The 20,837-nt window shown below is 39.5% G+C and carries 17 protein-coding genes and 1 pseudogene; 12 read left to right on the forward strand and 6 right to left on the reverse strand.

What is annotated here, in order from left to right; all coding sequences use genetic code 11:
* Window positions 1-51 precede the first annotated feature (51 nt).
* Together A6E06_RS03555 and A6E06_RS03560 are read left to right on the forward strand one after the other, a co-directional pair.
* On the forward strand, window positions 52-2,496 hold the full coding sequence (locus tag A6E06_RS03555) for a GH92 family glycosyl hydrolase (RefSeq protein ID WP_065591665.1): 2,445 nt from the start codon (window positions 52-54) through the stop codon (window positions 2,494-2,496).
* A gap of 54 nt (window positions 2,497-2,550) precedes the next feature.
* The gene (locus tag A6E06_RS03560; protein WP_065591666.1) at window positions 2,551-5,097 is read left to right on the forward strand and encodes a GH92 family glycosyl hydrolase; all 2,547 of its coding nucleotides are present in this window, start codon (window positions 2,551-2,553) and stop codon (window positions 5,095-5,097) included.
* Between the two features lie 111 nt (window positions 5,098-5,208).
* On the opposite strand, the gene A6E06_RS03565 is transcribed toward A6E06_RS03560, so the two are convergent.
* On the reverse strand, window positions 5,209-5,844 hold the full coding sequence (locus A6E06_RS03565; RefSeq protein WP_065591667.1) for a LysE family translocator: 636 nt from the start codon (window positions 5,842-5,844) through the stop codon (window positions 5,209-5,211).
* A gap of 227 nt (window positions 5,845-6,071) precedes the next feature.
* Here A6E06_RS03565 and A6E06_RS03570 point away from each other — a divergent pair, with 227 nt between their 5' ends.
* The 3 genes from A6E06_RS03570 to A6E06_RS03580 all read left to right on the forward strand — a co-directional run bounded on the left by A6E06_RS03570 (window position 6,072) and on the right by A6E06_RS03580 (window position 8,009).
* Window positions 6,072-6,905, forward strand: a complete 834-nt coding sequence (locus A6E06_RS03570) for an AraC family transcriptional regulator (RefSeq protein WP_176713272.1) — start codon at window positions 6,072-6,074, stop codon at window positions 6,903-6,905.
* A gap of 73 nt (window positions 6,906-6,978) precedes the next feature.
* Complete coding sequence (locus tag A6E06_RS03575) at window positions 6,979-7,692, forward strand: AzlC family ABC transporter permease (protein WP_065591669.1); 714 nt, start codon at window positions 6,979-6,981, stop codon at window positions 7,690-7,692.
* Entirely contained in the window at window positions 7,689-8,009 is a 321-nt protein-coding gene (locus A6E06_RS03580; protein ID WP_065591670.1) for an AzlD domain-containing protein, read from the forward strand. Before A6E06_RS03575 ends, A6E06_RS03580 begins: the two co-directional genes overlap by 4 nt.
* Window positions 8,010-8,029: 20 nt before the next feature.
* Here the strand turns inward: A6E06_RS03580 and A6E06_RS03585 are convergent, their stop codons facing one another.
* Window positions 8,030-8,644 carry a fumarylacetoacetate hydrolase family protein gene (locus A6E06_RS03585; protein ID WP_065591671.1) on the reverse strand — a complete coding sequence of 205 codons (615 nt, stop codon included), beginning with the start codon at window positions 8,642-8,644 and terminating at the stop codon, window positions 8,030-8,032.
* Window positions 8,645-8,848: 204 nt separating this feature from the next.
* Between A6E06_RS03585 and A6E06_RS03590 the strand changes: the two genes are divergently transcribed.
* On the forward strand, window positions 8,849-9,679 hold the full coding sequence (locus A6E06_RS03590) for an AraC family transcriptional regulator (RefSeq protein WP_065591672.1): 831 nt from the start codon (window positions 8,849-8,851) through the stop codon (window positions 9,677-9,679).
* 87 nt (window positions 9,680-9,766) lie between these two features.
* Here the strand turns inward: A6E06_RS03590 and A6E06_RS03595 are convergent, their stop codons facing one another.
* Together A6E06_RS03595 and A6E06_RS03600 are read right to left on the reverse strand one after the other, a co-directional pair.
* On the reverse strand, window positions 9,767-10,576 hold the full coding sequence (locus tag A6E06_RS03595) for a GNAT family N-acetyltransferase (RefSeq protein WP_065591673.1): 810 nt from the start codon (window positions 10,574-10,576) through the stop codon (window positions 9,767-9,769).
* A gap of 226 nt (window positions 10,577-10,802) precedes the next feature.
* Window positions 10,803-12,059, reverse strand: coding sequence for an adenylosuccinate synthetase (locus A6E06_RS03600; RefSeq protein WP_065591674.1), 1,257 nt, complete (start codon window positions 12,057-12,059; stop codon window positions 10,803-10,805).
* Window positions 12,060-12,194: 135 nt separating this feature from the next.
* Here A6E06_RS03600 and A6E06_RS03605 point away from each other — a divergent pair, with 135 nt between their 5' ends.
* From A6E06_RS03605 to A6E06_RS03620, 4 genes are all read left to right on the forward strand, one after another.
* On the forward strand, window positions 12,195-13,085 hold the full coding sequence (locus A6E06_RS03605) for a LysR family transcriptional regulator (protein WP_065591675.1): 891 nt from the start codon (window positions 12,195-12,197) through the stop codon (window positions 13,083-13,085).
* Between the two features lie 275 nt (window positions 13,086-13,360).
* On the forward strand, window positions 13,361-14,755 hold the full coding sequence (locus A6E06_RS03610) for a glutamate decarboxylase (protein WP_065591676.1): 1,395 nt from the start codon (window positions 13,361-13,363) through the stop codon (window positions 14,753-14,755).
* A 99-nt stretch (window positions 14,756-14,854) separates the two neighbouring features.
* Complete coding sequence (locus tag A6E06_RS03615; protein WP_065591677.1) at window positions 14,855-16,732, forward strand: aspartate:alanine exchanger family transporter; 1,878 nt, start codon at window positions 14,855-14,857, stop codon at window positions 16,730-16,732.
* 230 nt (window positions 16,733-16,962) lie between these two features.
* Window positions 16,963-17,817 (forward strand): pirin family protein, encoded by an 855-nt coding sequence (locus A6E06_RS03620; protein ID WP_255312048.1) that lies wholly within the window; start codon window positions 16,963-16,965, stop codon window positions 17,815-17,817.
* 68 nt (window positions 17,818-17,885) lie between these two features.
* Here A6E06_RS03620 and A6E06_RS03625 read toward each other — a convergent pair whose 3' ends face one another.
* On the reverse strand, window positions 17,886-18,089 hold the full coding sequence (locus tag A6E06_RS03625) for a hypothetical protein (RefSeq protein ID WP_065591679.1): 204 nt from the start codon (window positions 18,087-18,089) through the stop codon (window positions 17,886-17,888).
* 184 nt (window positions 18,090-18,273) lie between these two features.
* Between A6E06_RS03625 and A6E06_RS03630 the strand changes: the two genes are divergently transcribed.
* On the forward strand, window positions 18,274-20,193 hold the full coding sequence (locus A6E06_RS03630) for an alpha/beta fold hydrolase (protein WP_255312049.1): 1,920 nt from the start codon (window positions 18,274-18,276) through the stop codon (window positions 20,191-20,193).
* Window positions 20,194-20,229: 36 nt separating this feature from the next.
* Here A6E06_RS03630 and A6E06_RS20085 read toward each other — a convergent pair.
* Window positions 20,230-20,367: pseudogene (locus A6E06_RS20085) on the reverse strand (LysR family transcriptional regulator); the annotation flags it as partial.
* 40 nt (window positions 20,368-20,407) lie between these two features.
* Between A6E06_RS20085 and A6E06_RS03635 the strand changes: the two are divergent.
* Complete coding sequence (locus tag A6E06_RS03635) at window positions 20,408-20,713, forward strand: monooxygenase (protein WP_065591680.1); 306 nt, start codon at window positions 20,408-20,410, stop codon at window positions 20,711-20,713.
* Window positions 20,714-20,837: the final 124 nt, after the last annotated feature.

Consider the following 20,837-nt stretch of genomic DNA (forward strand, 5'->3'; position numbering starts at 1 on the left):
AAACAAAGATTAATATATCTATGTTTTCCATTATTAGTAATAAGGAACAATATGAAATATCAACTTTCTTTCTTAGCATTTGCTGTCGCTTTTGGACTGACTGGTTGTGGTGATGAAACAGTTAATCATATATCAACCTCTAATCCTGATGTTCCAGCAATCACTGCTCCAGCTATATCAGGCTTTGCTAAATATATAAACCCATTTATTGGCACTGGCGCGGATGGACATACTTTCCCTGGCGCTGTATATCCTTCTGGTATGGTTCAATTATCGCCTGATACAGAAATGGATGGTTGGGGTTCTGCAGCTGGTTATTTTGATCATGGTAAATTAGTTGATATTCCTGTGTATGGATTTTCTCATACTCATTTATCAGGAACGGGTATTACGGATTTAGGTGATATTCTTATTCTGCCATTTATAAATAAATCGAATGCCACTTACAATACGTTTGATAAGAAAAATGAAATCGCTCAAGCAGGCTATTATGCAGTAGAACTGAATAATGGTGAAATTAAAGCCGAGTTAACAACATCTCCTCGTGTTGGTTATCATCGCTATACCTTTAAAAAAGGAGCGACACCTTATATTAAGCTTGATCTTGACCATACCTTAAATAAGTCGTGGGGTAATCGTACCACGATTGGTGATATTGAAATTGTAGATGAATATACAATTAGAGGTAAACGCAGTTCTGATGGTTGGGCGAATAATCAGCATATATATTTTTATGCCAAGTTTAGTCAACCAATTATAAAAGCAACAGCCATGATTGACGATGTTGAAACGGATATAGCACTTAATAATGAGGGAGCGATTGAGGCTGTTCATACCATTGCGTATTTAGAATTTGCAGAATCAAACAAACCCGTTGAAATGAAGGTAGCACTATCACCAGTAAGTGCCGAAGGGGCTGAAGGAAATTTAAATGCTGAAGTTCCGCATTGGGATTTTTCTAAAGTACGCAATACCTCTTTGAATGCTTGGAACCAAGAGCTTAATAAAATTAAAATTGAAGGCGGCACCGAAGAGCAGCGTGAAATCTTTTATACTTCCCTATATCACGCCTCAATCGCCCCTATGATTTTCCAAGATGTTGATGGTAAATATCGTGCAATGCGAACTCAAGATATTAAAGATGCAGGGGATACACCTAATTATTCTATCTATTCAATGTGGGATACATTCCGTGCATTCCATCCACTGCAGACCATCATTAATCCACAGCGAGCAGAAGAATACGCGAATGACTTAATTCGTAAATATGAAGATGGTGGCATTCTTCCTAAATGGGAGCTTCATGGTCATTACACTGGGACGATGATTGGTTTTCCTGCGATTTCTATTATTGCAGACGCAATGGTAAAAGGCCTTAATATTGATCCTGAAAAAGCAAAAGAAGCCGCAGAATTTACAGCCCGTTACCAGGAGAAGCAACAATTTATTGATGCTGGTTGGACAGAAGATCAGAACTTAGGTGCAGCTAATGTAGTGCAAGTTAAAGTGTATGAAGAAAATGGGTTTGTGCATCATGGTTACTGGAACTCAGCATCTTATACGTTAGAGTTTGCTTATGGTGATTGGGCAATGTCTGAAATTGCACGAATGAGTGGGGATACTGCACTTCAAAATAAGTTCATAGTTCGTGCTGGTAATTGGAAAAATCATTGGGATGCTGAAACTGGATTCTTACGCCCGAAAAATCATCCGGACAGCACTCGTCCGGAAAAACCAGCGTCAGAGTTCAATCATCCGATTGCAAACTGTGAGACTGTTGAGGAGGTGAAAACCTGTGAATTTGAACCGTTTGATCCTTACTACGTAGACGAATTCGCCTTTACTGAAGGTAATGCATGGCAATGGAAGTTCCAGCCGATGCATGACTTTGAAGGGCTAAAAGAGGCTATCTATCAAGCAGATGTAGCAAAAGGGAAAGAGACCTCACCAGAGAAAGCGTTCCGTGAAGATTTAGATGAGTTATTTACGGCAAGTTCTTCTAATACTGGTGAAGAGTTACCAGATTTAACGGGGTATGTTGGTCAATATATGCATGGTAATGAACCATCACACCATATTCCTTACTTATACAACATGACTGATGAGCCTTGGAAAGCTCAAGAGTACTTAGACCGTATCATGAGTGAAATGTATTCAGCTACGCCAACTGGCATTGTTGGTAATGAAGATGTTGGTCAAATGTCTTCTTGGTACATCATGTCGGCGATGGGGTTCTACCAAGTGACTCCAGCAGACCCAACTTACAGCATTGGTCGTCCACTGTTTGATAAGACTACATTAGCGGTGGAAGGTGGTGAGTTTACTATTACCGCAGATAACAACAGTCCGCATAATAAATTTGTTAAATCGGTCACGATTAACGGCCAACCACTGACAGATTTTTCATTCGAACACAGTGATATTAAAGCTGGTGGCAACTTACATTTTGTAATGACTGGCGACAAAAACCAAGCAATGAAAGCGGATCTAAATTAACTCAATTAGGCACTGTTTATTCAGTGCCTATTACTTTAAAGAATAAGGATTTTCATGAAATTTAAACGATCTTTTTTAGCATTCGCTGTTGCTGTTGCTTTTGGTCTTATTGGTTGCACAGAAGAAACCGTAAATAATATTTATACAGAGAATAATGATTCTGATAGTTCGGTAACGACGCCATTTCCCGAACTTGAAGGCAATGTTGCTTACATTAATCCTTTTATTGGTACAGGCTTTAATGGGCATACTTTCCCAGGGGCAGTGGTACCAGAAGGGATGGTACAACTCTCTCCAGATACAGAATTAATTGGGTGGCACTCGGCTTCAGGGTATCACTATGATAAAGATACCTTATTTGGTTTTTCTCATACTCACATTAGTGGCGCAGGAATGGGAGGGCTTGGTGATATTCAATTCCTTCCATTTACAGAAGATAATGAAAAATACATCGACCAATCAGATGATTACCGTAAGGCAAAATTTGTTAAGTTAGATAAGACAACAGAGATAGCAGAGGCTGGGTATTATTCTGTTGAAATCGCCGATAATGGCATAAAAGCAGAGCTTACCGCTTCAGAGCGAGTCGGCTTCCATCGCTACACCTACCCAAAAGGTAAACCAATGAAGCTTAAGATAGATTTAAACTCTATCTTAAATTCTGATTGGGGCTCAACGTCTCTACGTAATCAATTGCAGGTAAGTGACGACGGCTACACGATTACGGGTGAAAAAGATTCGGCGAACTTTTCTGGTTGGGCGAAGAATCAAAAAGTGTTTTTCCATGCCACTTTCGATAAGAAAATTAAAGCCGTTTATCTATTATCTGGTGGCGTTAAAGTAAATGGTTTGATTGCAGAACACCGCTCTGAGCTGATTTACAACGATGAAGGCGTTGCGATTAAGCGCACGAAAGCCGATGTAACTGCTTATATAGAATTTGAATCTGGTGATAGCCAAGAGTTAAATGCACAGGTGGCTATTTCTGGCGTGAGTGCTGATGGCGCGAAGGGAAATCATGATGCAGAAGCATATACTGATGGTAAATTAACGTCATTTAATATTGCTCGAGGTAATGCGGTTAAAAAATGGAGTAAGGCGCTAAACTTCTTTATTAAAGGTGGTACTGAAGAAGAAAAAGAGATTTTTTATACTGCGTTATACCATACTAAAATTGCGCCAATCGTACATCAGGATGTAGATAATAGCTTCCGAGGGATGGGGGTTGGATCTATGCGTAATGGTGAAGATGAATACCGTATTGCTTATGGAACAGCCACCGACGATAAGCCTAATTTTACGGTATATTCTTTATGGGATACCTTCCGTGCGTTGCATCCTCTAAAAACGATCACAGAGCCGACTCGAGCGGTTCAATATGCAAAGAACCTAGTTCAAAAGCAAATGGAAAGTGGGTTGTTGCCTAAATGGGAGCACATGGGAGACGAAACAGGAACCATGGTGGGTTATCCCGCGGTTGCTGTTATCGCTGATGCCATGACTAAGTACCCAGACGAATTCTCGCAAGAAGAGAAGGTTCAAGCTCTGAATGCGGCTATCGCTTCATCAACATATAAGCCTGAAGACTTTTCTGAGTGGGATAAACAAGTTCTTGATAAAACATTAACCACACACGTTAAATACATTGAAGATCCCGCATTTGGCTTTGCTCCTGCCATTCAAAGAGATGCAGAAGGTAATGCCGTTAACCCTGATTATACAATTGAATCGGTTTCTTATGGGTTAGAGAATGCTTACTATGATTGGTGTATTTCTCAAATAGCCACATTGGCCGGAGACGATAAAAATGTAGAAATATATTTAGCTAGAGCTGATTTGTTTAAAAAGTATTTTGATAATAATCCAGAACAATATGCCGAAGAGGGAGTCACCGGATTTATGCGTCCGATCATGGCTACAGGTGAGTTTATGACACCTTTTGACCCATTTGGTACCGCTCATGAAACGGGGAATTATACCGAAGGGAATGCATGGCAATGGACGTGGTTTGCTCCTCACGATATCAATGGTCTTAAAGACATTATGGGTGGAGAACGCGCCTTTTTAACGAATCTAGAGGCGACATTCAACGCTAAACTATCTGGTGATGAAACTGCAGATATGTCAGGATTAATTGGACAAGTCGCTTTTGGTAATGAACCTTCTCATCATATTCCGTACTTATACAATTGGACTGCCGAGCCTTGGAAAACTCAAGAAGTGGTAGATCATATTCTTGATGAAATGTATCACGCGACACCAGAGGGAATTGTAGGTAATGAAGATGTTGGCTCAATGTCAGCATGGTATGTTATGTCTGCAATGGGTTTTTACCAAGTAAATGGTGCAGATCCTACTTATACTGTAGGTCGTCCATTATTTGATGAGATCCGCCTTCCGGTTAAAGATGGTTTCTTTACGGTGAGAGCGGCCAATAACTCCGATGATAATATGTACATTAAATCAGTCACGATTAACGGAAAGCAACTTGAAAGCGGTTTATTCTTTGAGCATAAAGAATTTAAAGCGGGCGGTGATTTAAGTTTTGTGATGACAGGAAATAAAGAGGAAGCGATGAAACCTCAAGTGAAGAGTATTTAATTGTAGGTCATCACAAAAACGTCTAATTATTAATATATAAAAACGGTGGGCTAGTAGCTCACCGTTTTTTATATGTAAATTAGCCAGTATGGAAGTACTGGCATTGATAATTTAAACAAAAACAAAAGAACTTAACATCCACAGTGCAAGAATGATAAAAATCCCGCCCATGAATTTATGTTGATACGTTCTGAATTTCACGTTATTGATTAGCGACTTTCCAAGTGTTCCCACTAACGCTACCAAGATTAAGTTAAACAATAAACCAAGAACGTTAAGCAATAAGCCAAGTACCAACATTTGCTCGCCAGAGGTTGCTGCAATATTGGTAGAAACAAATTGCGGTAAAAACATCACAAAGAAAACTAACGCTTTAGGATTTAGTAAATTGCTGACTAAAGCGCGTTGGTAAAATGTAGTCGCCATGGTTGAGCCTTGTTGTAATTCAGGCGCTTCATCGGCTTCTGCACGAATACAATCCCAACCCATTTTTAATAAATACGCGCCACCAACGAGGTGCAATGCTTTTAAGGCTAAAGGGCTCATTGCGATTAACGCAGATACGCCCAAAGCAGCAAGCAGCGTCAAAATAATACCCGAAGTCGCATTACCTAAACTCGCAAATAATCCCACTTTACGGCCGTAGCTCATGCTCGAACTTGCAATTAATAGCATGTCTGGACCAGGTAAAAGAAGCAGGGCAATAACAGCGGTTAAATAAACAGGAAGAATAGTAATATCAATCATTATTTTATTTTGAATTATAAATTAGGTGGCGGATTTTATAGTAGTAAGACGGTAATTTCCATGATTAAAAATTCAACTAATCAGATAAATTCGATATATTAAAAAATATAGATGTTTTTGTTAATAAGGTTAACTGTTCGATAATGCGCAATTTTGTACAAAAGAAATAAACATGCTTAATATATACTTTATTGAATGTGGATAAATGTGTTCATGGTAGGTAAATGATGACGAATGAAAAAATAAAAAAAGAAAGGGCAGAATACCAAATGGCTGAGGAGCTTGGTGGGTTAGAGATTTTAGATGCTGATTATGAAAAGCAGACTTTCTCACGCCACAGTCATGAAGGCTATACTATTGGTGTCATTGAACGTGGTGCTCAGCACTTTTATCGTAGTGGTGGCAATCATACCGCCCCTCAAGACAGCATCATTTTAATTAATGCCGACGATATTCACAGTGGCCATTCGGCAACGGATGGAGGGTGGGGGTATAAGGCGATGTATCCGTTGCCTGAGCAATTAGAAAGTTTAAGCAGGGAATTGAGTTGTGGGCAAGTTGGAGCCCCTTATTTTGCGGAGCCTGTGGTTTATGATCCAGAACTAGCTAACCAGTTGAGGCTAGTGTTCACCATGTTGGATCAATCGGATAATCGTTTATTAAGAGAAACCTTAGTTTATGGCGTTTTAGTTAAACTCATGTGTAAGCATAGCAAAACACGTTATACAGATGGAGCTATCTCTAAAGTTCAAAAACCATTGTATTTAATAAAAGAATTTTTAGACGACTTCCCTCAAGCGGATGTTTCTCTTGAAGATCTATCACGACTTAGTAATTTGAGTGCTTATCACCTAGTTAGATCGTTTCAAAAGGCGTTTGGTCTTCCTCCACACAGTTATCAAATTCAGTCTCGTTTACGAATGGCACGTAAACTTCTTAAGCAAGGGCATTCGTTGTCTGATACTGCACAAGAAACGGGATTTCATGATCAGAGCCATTTACACCGTCATTTTAAAAAAGCGATGGGGATAACTCCAGGGCAATACCTCAAACTATTTTAAGCAAGTTTGTACAATCTTAGATAAAGGAATACAGCTCTAATATAGGCTGATTTGATTTAATAAAGAGTCGTTTATGGATATAAATACTGCCGTACAGCCTTGTTCAAATTCTCGTCTTTTTTGGCAAGGAACATTAGCGATGATCCCACTTAGCATCGCAGTATTACCATGGGGGTTATTAGCCGGTTCATTTGCTATTGATGTAGGTCTTACTCCTTTTGAAGGTCAAGCTATGTCAGCAATTTTGTTTGCAGGTTCGGCTCAGTTAGTCGCCATGGGAATGATTAAAGCAGGCGCAGGGTTAACAACCATGTTGCTGACAACTTTTTTTATTACCTCGCGTCATTTTTTATATAGCGTCTCGATGAGAGATAAAATTAGCCCTTTACCGCTTCGATGGCGTTTATCTCTTGGCTTTTTATTAACCGATGAATTGTTTGCTGTATGTGGGCACCAATCAGAAAAACAATTTAATCGTTGGTACGCACTAGGTGCAGGATTCAGTTTCTATTTCTTTTGGAATGCAGCAACCTTAGCCGGAATTGTTGCGGGTAGTTATATTCCCTCATTGAATGAACTTGGATTAGAGTTTGCGGTGGCGGCGACCTTTATTGCCATTGTTGTACCTACCATTAAAAATAGCCCAGTATTGGTCTCTGTTATTAGTGCTTTAATCTTGTCTGTCACACTGACGCATTTTTCAGTTGAAGGCAGTTTAATGATAGCGAGTATTGGCGGTATGGTAGCCGGGTATTTAACAGAGACATTAAGAGGGAAAAGAGGATGATTTTCATATCAATTTTAGCAATGACGGCGTTAGTTTTTTTAAGTCGCTACTTGTTTTTAGAACCCAAATTACCCCTTAGATTAAACGCTCAAACTCAGAGGTTATTAAGCTATTCAAGTCCTTCTGTTTTAACCGCGATTTGGGCTCCAATTGTATTTATGCCTGACAATGAATTATCGCTTTCTGGGTCGAATCCGTATTTGTGGGCGGCATTAACTGCAGCTCTCATTGCATGGAAAACAAAGAATGTACTACTGACAACGATTATCAGCATGATCGTATTCTTAGTGCTTAACTTATGGGTATTTTCAGCATAGGGTCAAAGAGTGGGAGGCTATTATCTTGCTACCCACTCAGCTTCAATCAGTGTTTTTCCATCTAGTTTTAAGCGACTAAGAAATATATCCCCCATATGAATTTCACCAACGCCTTGAGGTGTACCAGTCATGATGACATCGCCATCATACAATTGGGTATAGGATTTTAAATCAGCAAGGATAGTTTCTGGAGAGTAAATCATCTGGCTAACTTGGCCACATTGAACTCTCATACTGTTAATGAATAGCTCAATTTGAAGTTGATTACTGTCGATACCATCAAGTGGGATGAAACGGCTGAATACCGCTGAGCCATCAAAGGCTTTTGCTCGCTCCCAAGGAAGTCCTTTGCTTTTTAGCTCAGACTGTAAATCTCGTTTGGTTAAATCAAAACCAATTGCAACGGCAGATAGCTGTTCTTCTTCAATCAAAAAACAGATCTCAACTTCATAATGTAAACGTTCTTGATGGAAAGAAGATAGGGTTGAAGTGATGCATGAATTTGGTTTATTAAACACCACCATTTGCTCAGGGATCGTATTATTTAATTCATTAATATGGGCAACGTAATTCCGGCCAATACATAATAATTTAGATGGAGTAATTAACTTTTCTCCCAAACGAACCGAATGCATTTCCTATCCTTAGGTTTAATAATAAAGGGTAGAGTTTACCTGAACTCCTCTTTTTTCAATCGAACTCTGTTGAGTTTTTAGTCAAAAATCAGATCTCTAGCTCAACTACGAATAGGATCATATAGATAATTATGGTGTTCTGTTGTGCTGTTAATGAGATAAGTCAGTTAGAATGGTTATTATTTTCTCTTTACGGTATTAATGATGATCAAGTGGATTCACCCCCCTAAAAATTCGGATGTGGCTAAACTGATCGATTGTTATTGGTTTTTAGAAAGACCTGAAGAGACAGACAGTAACCCATTTCCCAAATTAAACCCTGAGCCAGCAGGGCATTTGATCATTGCTATTCCTGAGCAGCCTTATCATTATGATATTGACTCTGATCGATTAAAGGGAAAAGGGTCACATTGGTTATACCCATACAGCAAGACATTACAGATGGATCACTCGCATGGTTTTGCGATCATCGGGGTTAAATTTCATGTTGGTGCGTTGTATTTATTAAATCAAGAACCACAACAATCAGTAGCAGATACTATTGTTTCAGCAGATTTGAATCTGTTATTTGGAACTGAAGGGATAAATGAAATAGATCTGATTGAGCTAGCCAAACAAGATCCTCAGAGGCTTTGTACTAAGTTAGATGAGATATTGTTACCGGGGTTATCTAAAGTAGAAGAAGATAAACATTATCAACTGACAACAAAAGCGCTACCTCTATTAGCGAAAACGCCCATTGCTCAACTAGGGGAGTTATTGCATTGCTCACAAAGAACGTTAGAGCGAAGTTTTTTACGAGTGACAGGGTTTACTTTAAAACAATGTCAGTCAATGAATCGATTGGAAGCGTTAATTACGTATCTGTATCAGCGAGAAGAAACCGACATTGATTGGTTAACGGTTGCGTACGAATTCGGCTTTAGCGATCAACCGCACTTAATCCGTTATTTGAAAAGTACTTTGGGAGTTACCCCAGGGGAGTACGCAAAGCAACGAGATCTTACGATTGATATTTACGGTGGAATTGAATAACCAATAACCATTATAGTAAGAATATAAAGCGAATGACTCAAAGAATAAGTCACTAGCTTTAGTATTTAAGTTGATATGTTGATGAGTTTAAAAATCAAACTGAACAATGCGATGTGAAGAAGTAAGACCGGCACGAGTAATGGCTTTTTGTGAGGCAATATTCGTTTTCTCAGTTGAACACATGGCGATTAACCCTTTGCCGTTTGCTAAAGCAATCAAGTAAGTGAGTACTTGAGTCGCAATGCCTTGACCACGTTCAGATTCAGCAACAACCATTCCCAAATCAGCATACTCTGTTTGATGTTCGTCAAACAAACGACATTCACCAGCAGCCAGCAACTCATTATTCTTCCAGTAACCAAACAACTCTTGGCGACTAATTAGGTTTGCATAATACCCAGTAACCCATTCCTCAGGCGCACCTATGTTTGCTTTTGCAAATTCAACAAATTCGGCTAGCTGTTCAGCGGTTGCTGCTGCCATTGGTAAGTCAGTTTTTTTCTTTACTGCTTTTTCGATTTGTTGATACATCAGCGTATTTACCTGATTTTTCGCTGCATGATCAAGACATAATGATAAATAATGCGTTTCTGCAGTACTAGAAAATGCGCCAGTCACATCACCAATAAGCTCGTTTTCTTTATTGATAATAGAAGTGAAAATATCATCAGAAAGAGCCTGATTTGGTTGGTTTACGTAAAACTGAAGCAGGTAACCATCGCTATTTATACAACAAAACCCAATCAACTCTGCATCTTTATAAAAACCAAAATGATCTGCCATTGGTACAAATCCGCATAACCACATACCATCTAGTGGCGCTGTAGCTTGCTTAATGTGCTCTTTTTTTAGTGTGCTTAATTCTTCTAGTTGTTCAATTTTTACGATAGTGATCATTGCTTCTACCTGTATAGATAAAGACTAAATGACGCATCAGGCCATCATTTATCTGTTTATTATTTTGAATTATTTCTTGGTAGGGATTGTAGGCAAAAGTAAAAAAGGAAGATTGAATAAAAGCGACAGTTTGATCAAAAAGCCGCACTCCCTAAAATTATCACAAAATAGGGTAGTGCGGCTTTGAATTCTTTATTTGGAAATGTACGTGGTTTAGATGACTCGATTAACGAAGGATCATTTGCTCACGTTCAGGACCAACAGAAACCATGCTAACAGGTACACCCATTAGTTCTTCAATACGCAGTACATACGCTTGAGCTGCTTTTGGTAGACTTTCAAAAGTACGACAACCTGTGATGTCTTCTTGCCATGCTTCCATACTTTCGTAAACAGGGCTTAGAGCCGATGTTTGAGGCCAGATTGGATTTTCTGTGTGCTCACCAGCGTAAGACGTACAGATTTTAAGATCCGCCATACCACTTAAACAGTCAATTTTTGTTAATGCGATTTCTGTTGCTGCTTGTAGTTCAACACCGTTGCGTGTTGCTACTGCATCAAAGTAACCCATATCACGTGGACGACCTGTTACTGCGCCATATTCATTAGCTGCTTCACGGAAGTTATCTTGCTCTTCCATTGCGGTTACTAATGTACCAGTACCAACAGATGAACTGAATGACTTAGCAACTGCAATAATACGTTCAGGACGTAACGCAGGTAAACCACTACCGATACCAGCATAAGCTGCTGTTACGTTTGAAGAGGTAGTCCATGGGTATTCACCGTAAACTAAGTCACGACCCGCGCCTAACTGTGCTTCAAACAATAAGTTGGCATCGTTTTTTTGCATTACTTTTAGAGGCTCAGTCACGTTACAGATGAATTTACGCCAAGGTGCAGTGACTTCTAAAAGCCATTCTGTCATTTCTTCAGCAGTTTGGCTGAAATCACATGTTGGGTATAGTGCTTTAAGTTGTGGCATTTTCCAATCAAGCATGAATTGAATACGCTCAAGCAATACTTCAGGCTGCATTAACCAACCCACAAGGATGCCTTTTTTCATTACACGGTCACCGTACGCAGGTGCAATACCTTGACGAGTTGAACCGTAAGCGCCATCGCCTAAACGTAATTCTTCAAGTGTATCTTCAAGCGCATGAAGAGGAAGGCAAAGCGTAGCACGGTCAGAAATGTGCATTTTTACTTCAATGCCAGCGGCTTTAACTTCTGCGATTTCTTCGCTTAATGCCGCAGGGCTAATTACCATGCCTGGGCCAAGAACCGCTGTACAGTCTGGGTTAAAAATACCGCTTGGAAGTTGGTGTAGCTTAAAGGTACCGAAGTCATTTACCACAGTATGACCGGCGTTATTACCGCCCTGAAAACGAATACTTGCAGACGCATCCGCAGCAAGAAAATCAACGATGCGGCCTTTACCTTCATCGCCCCAATTAGCACCAACAACAACAATAGACGGCATAACACAAACTCCTTAATGATTAAGACGCTATGCTAATCCCAATATGGCAATATGAGAAATTAATTATAATTATCGACTTGATAAGAAATCCATATATCATATTGAGTGAAATGTATTCAAAAAGAGAGTATAGGCATGCTTGATCTACATTGGCTTAAAACATTTGTAACGTTAGCCGAATTAAAACATTTTGGTAAAACCGCAACGGTATTACACATGACGCAGCCTAACGTTAGCTTACACATCAAGCAGTTAGAGAGTGCGACAAGAGTAAAGCTCATTGAGAGGAATCCCTTTCATTTAACTGAAGCTGGAGTTCGGCTACTTGAAACCAGTCAAAATACATTAATGGCACTGCAAGTTTGCCAAGCTGATCTTAATGCGATTAATGATTTAAGCCGCGGAACATTAACCATTGCCGCCAGCGATATTATTTCCCGCTTATTATTGATCGGACCATTTCAATTATTTAAGCAAGAGTTCCCGGGTATCGATTTTTCCCTGCTTAATACCACTTCTTCACAAGCGTCAGAATTAGTGAAAAGTGCCGAAGCCGATCTTGGATTTGTTATTGCACAAAAAGAAAGTCAACCGCTTCATTTTACTGAACTTCAACAAATCAAATGGTGTGCATTGGGTAATCATCTTGAAAAGTGGCAACAAGCTAATTTTGATCCTACTATTGTTTTAGACAGTGAACCTACGCTGATATTACTAGGACATGATACTCGAACTCGTGACTTACTGGATTTAGCATTGCCATCCTTGAACTTACCGAAGTACCGAGTCATGGAAGTGGGTAGTGTCGATGCTCAGATTGATTGGGCAGAGGCTGGATTCGGTGTTGCCATCGTTCCTGAATTTTCTATTCACCCAAAGCGAAATCTTAAAACGACAGTAACGCCATTACCGAAATTTCCAACAACCAGCTTAGGTTATATTGTTAGACAGAATCAGATTTTATCTAAAGCAATTAAACAGTTACTTAAATGGGTGGATGAAGAAATTATTCGCTCTCAAAAATAGACGAGTTTTATATTCTAACTTTTATTACAAGAGTCTTTCTCTATCAGGGTTTGACGTGATATTCGTGCTACTAAATAGTAATTTAGTGGCATCTATGCTTTAAAAAATGAACTGGAAGTGCATTGACATAATCCATTAAAGGGACTAAAAGTGTAACTAAATATTAATGAGTAAGTAATTGACTGTGTTATTAATTACTTACTCATTAAGGCCGAATCCAATCAATTCGACAGTTTATATTTTATTGTTTGTTTAATTCAATGGAGCTAAAACGTATGCCTCTTCATTCTAAAGATACAGTCAGAGACGATCTTCTTGATGATGTTTATTCATCAACTGACCTTTCCCTATCTATGCCAAAATACAAAATGCCTGAGCACGAACATGATCCTCGTCATGCTTATCAAGTTGTTCATGATGAGCTAATGATGGATGGGAATTCTCGACAGAATTTAGCGACCTTTTGCCAAACTTGGGTTGAAGATGAAGTCCACAAACTAATGGACGAATGCATCGATAAAAACATGATCGATAAGGATGAATATCCTCAAACCGCAGAGCTTGAAGCGCGTTGTGTGCATATGTTAGCCGATTTATGGAACTCTCCAGATGCAGAAAATACGTTAGGCTGTTCTACTACGGGGTCAAGTGAAGCCGCAATGCTTGGCGGAATGGCGCTAAAATGGGCTTGGCGTGAAAAAATGAAAAAACTTGGCAAACCAACAGACAAACCAAATATGATCTGTGGTCCTGTTCAAGTGTGCTGGCATAAATTTGCTCGTTATTGGGATATTGAATTACGTGAGATCCCAATGGAAGGCGATCGTCTAATTATGACGCCTGAAGAAGTGATTAAACGTTGTGATGAAAATACCATCGGTGTAGTTCCAACGCTGGGTGTGACATTTACTTGTCAGTATGAACCCGTAAAAGCAGTGCATGAAGCGTTAGATAAACTACAAGAAGATACTGGTTTAGATATTCCAATGCATATTGATGCGGCGAGTGGCGGTTTCTTAGCCCCATTCTGTGATCCTGATTTAGAGTGGGATTTCCGTTTACCTCGTGTGAAATCAATCAATGCATCAGGCCATAAATTTGGTTTGAGTCCATTAGGTGTGGGTTGGGTTATTTGGCGTGATGCGTCTGCATTGCATGAAGATCTTATTTTCAACGTGAATTACTTAGGTGGCAACATGCCTACTTTCGCGTTGAACTTCTCGCGCCCTGGCGGCCAAATTGTAGCGCAATACTATAATTTTTTACGTTTAGGTAAAGAAGGGTACCGTAAGATCCACCAAGCGTGTTACGACACGGCGGTGTATCTTTCTGCTGAAATAGAAAAAATGGGCATGTTTGACATTATTTATGATGGCAAAGGTGGTATCCCTGCAATGAGTTGGTCGCTAAAAGAAGGCGTGAACCCTGGGTTTAACTTGTTTGATCTGTCGGATCGAATTCGTTCTCGTGGTTGGCAAATTGCGGCGTATGCAATGCCACCAAAACGTGAAGACTTAGTGATCATGCGTATTTTGGTTCGTCATGGCTTTAGCCGAGATCAAGCCGATCTACTGGTTGCCGATTTAAAACATTGCATCGAGTTTTTCGATAAGCACCCAATCTCTCATGGCAGTGATGAAGTTGAATCTTCAGGCTTTAATCACGGTTAATGTTTCTTGGGCCGTTTTTACGGCCCATTTTCGTTCTAATGGGCTTCTATAAATATTAATAGAAGCCTGCTTCATCTTTATTCTATATGGGAAATAATTATGAATATGGATCAATTGAACCATGCCTTTCATTGGATGAAGTCTCAACGCCGGACTTTATTACTTACTCTGTCACTTTTTTTATTCTCTAGTCGCCTTATGGCTGCCGAGTCCGTTGAAGCGTTAGCACAACATGAAGCCTCTGGATTATTTGGGTTTTTGTTTACGTATATCGCTCATAATCCTTTTGTGTTTCTTTTCTTAAGCATTGCCATTGGTTATCCGTTAGGAAAAGTAACAATTAAAGGCATTAATTTAGGATCAACAGCAGGTACTTTGGTTGTTGGTGTTGGTATCGCGTTAACCGCTTTCTCTGTTTATGGTTTACATATTGATGCGCCGGGTTTGGTGTCTGACATCTTCTTAATGATGTTCATGTACGCCATCGGTATGAAAGTAGGACCACAGTTTTTCTCTGGATTGGCACGAGGAGGAATAGACTTTGTTGTTATTGGTCTTATTGTCGTGTTCAGTAATTTCCTAATTGTTTTCTTTGGTTCTAAATTACTGGATTTAGCACCGGGTTATGCGGCAGGGATTATTTCTGGAAGTTACACTGTAACTGCCGTGATGGGCGTAGCTCAATCTGCCATTAATTCAGGGGCAGTGAAAGCACCTGCAGGAATGACGCTTGACCAAATCAGTGCCAACATAGCCGCGGGTTATGCCATTAGTTATATTCTTTCTAGTGTCTTCATTATTCTACTTATTAAATACCTACCTGCGATGTTTGGTATTGATCCGGTGAAAGCGGGTAAAGATGCTGAAGCCGATTTTGGTGCGGGTGGTGATACAGAAGCATTACCAAGCACGAATGGTTTCTCAAACTTAGGTGTTCTTCCTCTAGATATTCGAGCGTACAGAGTTGATCACCAAGAATTAGTTGGACAGAATGTAGAAGCGTTATTTCATCGTTATCCCCATGCTGCGATCCTTAAAGTCGTTCGTGGTGATGAGGTGTTTGATGCGGTAGATAAACCACAACTTCAACTTGGAGATGTCATCGGTATCCGAGGTGACTACCATGTATTAATCGAAGGCGGAGAATCCACTGTTGGTGTTGAAGTTGATGAGCCTAGAGCGCGTAATGTTGATATCGAAGTTGCCGATATTCATTTAGGTAAGTCAGCTTACACAGGCAAAACTATCGAAGAAATGAGTAAAGAAGTTGGTTTTGGTATCTATATGAAAGCGGTGTTTAGACAAGGGCACCAACTTCCTATGCTACCTCAAACAGTGGTTGAAGTAGGGGATGTTATCCGTGTTGCTGGTTCTGATTGGTGTGTTAAACAAGCTGCTAAAAAACTGAACAGTAATCCGATTGTTGAGAGCACGTTGACAGAAACATTCTATCTAGCGCTTTCTTTATTGATTGGTTATGTATGTGGTCACTTGAGTGTCACTTTAGGTGGGATCCCATTTGCATTAGGAACTTCTGCGGGCTGTATGTTGACGGGGATTGTATTTTCATTCTTACGTACTCGTAATCCCGCATTTGGCGGACCTATGAGTGAGGGTGCTCGTAGCTTCTTACAAGATATTGGTTTGAGTTTGTTTGTTGCGGTATTAGCAGCGACGGTAGGGCCAAAAATCTTGGCTTCATTCCAAGGTATTGTGGTAATTAAAATTGCAGGTTTAGGTTTAGTCGCAGCGTTACTTCCACCATTATTGGCTTGGATTTATGGTTTGTACTTCCGCAAGATGAATCCTGCGATCCTTGCTGGTGCATGTGCTGGTGGACGTAATAGTACCCCTGCAATGAAAGGCGCTCAGGATGAATGTCAAAGCGATATGCCTGCGGTAGGCTATCCGGTTCCTTATGCGTTAACGTCTATGATAGTACTGGTTCTAGGCTATTTAACGATGGTGCTGTACTAAAAGAAACAACAGTTGCAATATTTGGTGTTAGTTAATCAATATTGCAACTGCCTTTACCTTCCATCTATGTTTCCAATTGACTCGTAAAAACACCCATCTGAATATTATTACCTTTCATATGATAATAGTGTTTTCTCAATAGTGCTGTTTATCTACCTCTGTTCAACGACTATTCTTTAAATCAAACGATAGGCACAAGCCTAAAGATAAAAGAATTGAGTGGGAGAGAGATGATGACAAATAAAAATAGAGTACTAAAAAATGTATTCCCAGGGGTAGAAACCTCTGATGGTGATGGCGTGAAACTAACGCGAATTATTGGTACGCAACAGTTGAATGTTCTTGATCCATTTTTGCTTTTAGATTGTTTTGAAAGTGATGACGCATCGGATTATATCGGTGGTTTTCCAACCCACCCGCACCGCGGTTTTGAGACCGTGACTTACCTGTTAAATGGGAAAATGCGTCATAAAGATAATGCAGGGCATGAAGGGGTTGTTGAGCCCGGAGGTGTTCAATGGATGAGCGCAGGCAAAGGTGTATTGCATTCTGAAATGCCAGAACAAGAAGAAGGGTTATTGAAAGGTTTTCAATTATGGGTGAATTTGCCTAAGGCTTCAAAAATGATGGCGCCGGCATATCAAGAGTACCCACCAGAATCAACACCAGTAGAGTTAAGAGAGAACGGGACTGAGGTTCGAGTAATTTCCGGTACAACTAATGAAGGCACGACTGGACCAGTAAAGAATACGCACATTACACCGACATATATGGACGTGAAATTGCCAGAAGGAATGACTTTTGAGCAAGCACTACCTGTTAGTCACAACGCGTTTATCTACGTGATTGAAGGGGTGTTGAATGTGGAGAATGACGTTACCAAAAAGATAGGGAAGAAATCTCTTGGAGTATTTGATGAGGGAGAACAAGTCTCGGTGATGGCGTCTGATTCTGAGACTCGATTCTTATTGATCGCAGGGCGACCATTGAATGAACCGATTGCGCGTGGCGGCCCTTTTGTGATGAATACCAGAGAAGAAGTATTGCAAGCGTTTGATGATTATAGCCAAGGTCGTTTTAACTAAAAATATCGTAGTTAATTATGCTCGTTTACGTAACAAAAAAGCCATTGTGAGTAAGATCATAATGGCTTTTATATACCTCTTTTTTTCTTTTTCTTGGGTCTTTTTTTCTCAAGTACTTTCGTGAGTAGTTTTCTTTGTGGTTCCGAAATCGGAAATCTGTCCATTAACTGGTTTTGAACACTTAAAAGTAACGTCTTTTCCCATGGTTTAAATACATCAAACTCAAGTAATATCGCATCATTTATTCTGATGAAAAATTCATAGTCGTTCATAGGACTCCTTATTATCAAAAGAACCATAACATAGATGGTTCTTAAATATCGAGTTATGAAGGAGGTTTCTTTATCCACGAGAGGAATAACCTCATTATTTATAGAAAGCCCATTTATTTCCCCGAGTTTTATAGCGATATGCCATAATAGAAGGACATAATTACTCTATCGGAAATGGTCAAATATGATGGGTGAACATTATTCGATTAGTAAAAATAACGTTGATGTTTTTCGTTTTTCTAAAAGAGACGTCGATAAAATTGCGTTAGTTACGGAAGGCGGTGGTCAAAGAGGCGTGTTTACCGCGGGAGTATTAGATAGCTTCTTACAAGCGAATTTTAACCCGTTTGATTTATTGATTGGAACCTCCGCTGGATCACTGAATTTAGCGTCTTATATCTGTGGTCATAAAGGACACGCTTATCGAATTATCGATCAAGTCACTCGCAGTCCAGATTTTTTCAAGTTATCCCGTTTTTTATTGACTGGCGAAGGGATGGATTTAGATTGGTTAATTGATAAAACAGAATCTGATATTCCACTCAATTGGAAGGTTGGGGAGGAACACCTCAATACCAAACAAGTGCTTGCCGTTGCAGCCCACGCAACCAATTTTGAAACCAAGTACTTCGACCTTTCTACCACTAATTGGAAAGACATTCTACGAGCTTCTTGTGCTATTCCTGCGCTACATAAACAGCCCGTCATTATGGATGATAATCGTTGGCTTGATGGTGGCTTAACTACCCCGATCCCAGTGCAAGCCGCGTATGATAGAGGTTTTCGTCATATTGTTGTTATTCGTACCGTACCTGTTGATTTTAAAGAAAACCATGATTGGCTGATTTCTCTCGCCAAGATGACAAAAAATAATACCTTAGATAATATGGCTGCCATGCTTGTTACTCACGAAGAAAGCTATCGTAAGACTCAAGCATTTTTAGCGAACCCACCAGATGATGTCATCATTTATGAAATTTCACCGAATCGAAGCCTTCAATCTAAGGTACTTGGTAGTACGAAAACACAATTAGATGCGGATTATCAGCACGGTAAAGAGGTGGGTAAATTATTTCTTGAGACGATTGCTCCAAAGTTGAATTTAGCGCATTTATCACAAGAACGTTTTTTAGTGAAAACACGTGAAGATCGTTTTACGGATCAAGTAAAGCAACAAGAATATAATGATCAAATTGACGCCATTTGGAATAATAAAAAATGTGGCGAAGTTTTAGGTGTCGAGCGTATTCCATTAAAATGGATCAATGTGAATCCTAACGATAAAAAGCAAACATTAGTGATTGTGAATGGTCGTAATGAAAGTTATTGGAAATATAAAGAAGCGATTCTTGAGCTAAGTCAGTATTTTAATATCTATACGTATGATCATCGTGGTCAAGGTGAATCGGGTCGAATGACACAAGATCATGAATTAGGTCATGTGGATGATTTTCATGATTATGTGATGGATCTTTATATTTTTATGGAGAGAGTCGTGCGGCCAAATTTAGAGGGCGAATGCTTTATGCTTTCTCATTCGATGGGAGCTGCGGTAATGACTCAATATTTATCAATGTTCGATCATCCAGTGAAGGCATCGGCTGCGACTTCTCCTATGTTTGGTGTATACATTTCTGGTAGGGCGCATGGCTTTAAAAAACAAACGTTAAATTTACTTGATGCGTTAGCAAATAAGCCAAATTATGCCTTAGGCCAAAGTCATTTTAAAAAGCTTCAATACAAAGATAATGTATTAACCCACAGTAAAGCGAGATATCAACTATTTCTTGATTTGTTTCTAGATAAACCACACTTAAGGCTAGGCGGGCCAAGTACTCATTGGATTGTAGAATCTATTAAAGCGGGTAAAAAATGCATCGCGAATGCGCATAAAGTAAAAATCCCTATTCTGATCTTGCAGGCAGGGGACGATTTAGTGGTGAGCAATGTTGCACAAGCTGAATTCCATGAGAAATGTCATACAAGCCATTTAGAACCCATTGCAGGTGCTTATCATGACATGTTAATTGAGAAAGATACTTACCGAGATATAGCGATTAATAAGTTACTGGATTTTTATACCAGTGATTATCGTTACTATTGATAATAAAACGTCTTTTAACATCGATGTTAGAAGGCATTATTCTCTTGTTTGAACGGATTTCATGAGTAATTGATAAAGGCATTTTGCCGCAGGGCCTGTTTTTGCTCCTTTTGGCAGAGTGAGGTGTAAGGGAACTTGATAACTGGCCGCTCCTTCTATATTCAAAATTATCAACGGTTATGCGTTGGTTTGATTTTGGCCAACCCACATAAAGATGAGTAAATTACTGCAAGTAGATTTTGATTTTACCGGTCCATTTGGTAATGAAATGACACAAATGATGACAGGCTTAGCGGAATCAATTAACCAAGAACCGGGTGTTATTTGGAAGATTTGGACGACAAGTGAGCAATCTCAACTTGGTGGTGGCATTTATTTATTTGAAGACGAAGCCTCTGCTCAAGCCTATTTAGCAATGCATACGGCACGTTTAACTAACATGGGTATCACTAATATTCGAGGCTATATCTTTGATATTAATGAATCGTTATCAATGATTAATAATGGCCCAATCGCATAATTTAATTGGATATATAGAGTAATGACTAACAAAACTTTCTTAGCTGTGCATAGCGCAATTTAGAAAAATATAGTCATTCATAAAAAAAGCCCTGCTGAATAATCTCAGCAGGGCTTTTATGTTA

It is taken from the genome of Aliivibrio sp. 1S175, from assembly GCF_001690985.1.
GTDB lineage: Bacteria > Pseudomonadota > Gammaproteobacteria > Enterobacterales > Vibrionaceae > Aliivibrio.

Excerpts from the sequence above, each read along its gene's own strand:
- A6E06_RS03565 (WP_065591667.1), bottom strand. The coding sequence starts at position 5,844 with ATGATTGATATTACTATTCTTCCTGTTTATTTAACCGCTGTTATTGCC.
- A6E06_RS03605 (WP_065591675.1), top strand. The coding sequence starts at position 12,195 with ATGCTTGATCTACATTGGCTTAAAACATTTGTAACGTTAGCCGAATTA.
- A6E06_RS03570 (WP_176713272.1), top strand. The coding sequence starts at position 6,072 with ATGACGAATGAAAAAATAAAAAAAGAAAGGGCAGAATACCAAATGGCT.
- A6E06_RS03600 (WP_065591674.1), bottom strand. The coding sequence starts at position 12,059 with ATGCCGTCTATTGTTGTTGTTGGTGCTAATTGGGGCGATGAAGGTAAA.
- A6E06_RS03615 (WP_065591677.1), top strand. The coding sequence starts at position 14,855 with ATGAATATGGATCAATTGAACCATGCCTTTCATTGGATGAAGTCTCAA.
- A6E06_RS03610 (WP_065591676.1), top strand. The coding sequence starts at position 13,361 with ATGCCTCTTCATTCTAAAGATACAGTCAGAGACGATCTTCTTGATGAT.
- A6E06_RS03555 (WP_065591665.1), top strand. The coding sequence starts at position 52 with ATGAAATATCAACTTTCTTTCTTAGCATTTGCTGTCGCTTTTGGACTG.
- A6E06_RS03560 (WP_065591666.1), top strand. The coding sequence starts at position 2,551 with ATGAAATTTAAACGATCTTTTTTAGCATTCGCTGTTGCTGTTGCTTTT.
- A6E06_RS03625 (WP_065591679.1), bottom strand. The coding sequence starts at position 18,089 with ATGAACGACTATGAATTTTTCATCAGAATAAATGATGCGATATTACTT.
- A6E06_RS03635 (WP_065591680.1), top strand. The coding sequence starts at position 20,408 with ATGAGTAAATTACTGCAAGTAGATTTTGATTTTACCGGTCCATTTGGT.
- A6E06_RS03580 (WP_065591670.1), top strand. The coding sequence starts at position 7,689 with ATGATTTTCATATCAATTTTAGCAATGACGGCGTTAGTTTTTTTAAGT.
- A6E06_RS03620 (WP_255312048.1), top strand. The coding sequence starts at position 16,963 with ATGATGACAAATAAAAATAGAGTACTAAAAAATGTATTCCCAGGGGTA.
- A6E06_RS03575 (WP_065591669.1), top strand. The coding sequence starts at position 6,979 with ATGGATATAAATACTGCCGTACAGCCTTGTTCAAATTCTCGTCTTTTT.
- A6E06_RS03630 (WP_255312049.1), top strand. The coding sequence starts at position 18,274 with ATGATGGGTGAACATTATTCGATTAGTAAAAATAACGTTGATGTTTTT.
- A6E06_RS03590 (WP_065591672.1), top strand. The coding sequence starts at position 8,849 with ATGATCAAGTGGATTCACCCCCCTAAAAATTCGGATGTGGCTAAACTG.
- A6E06_RS03585 (WP_065591671.1), bottom strand. The coding sequence starts at position 8,644 with ATGCATTCGGTTCGTTTGGGAGAAAAGTTAATTACTCCATCTAAATTA.
- A6E06_RS03595 (WP_065591673.1), bottom strand. The coding sequence starts at position 10,576 with ATGATCACTATCGTAAAAATTGAACAACTAGAAGAATTAAGCACACTA.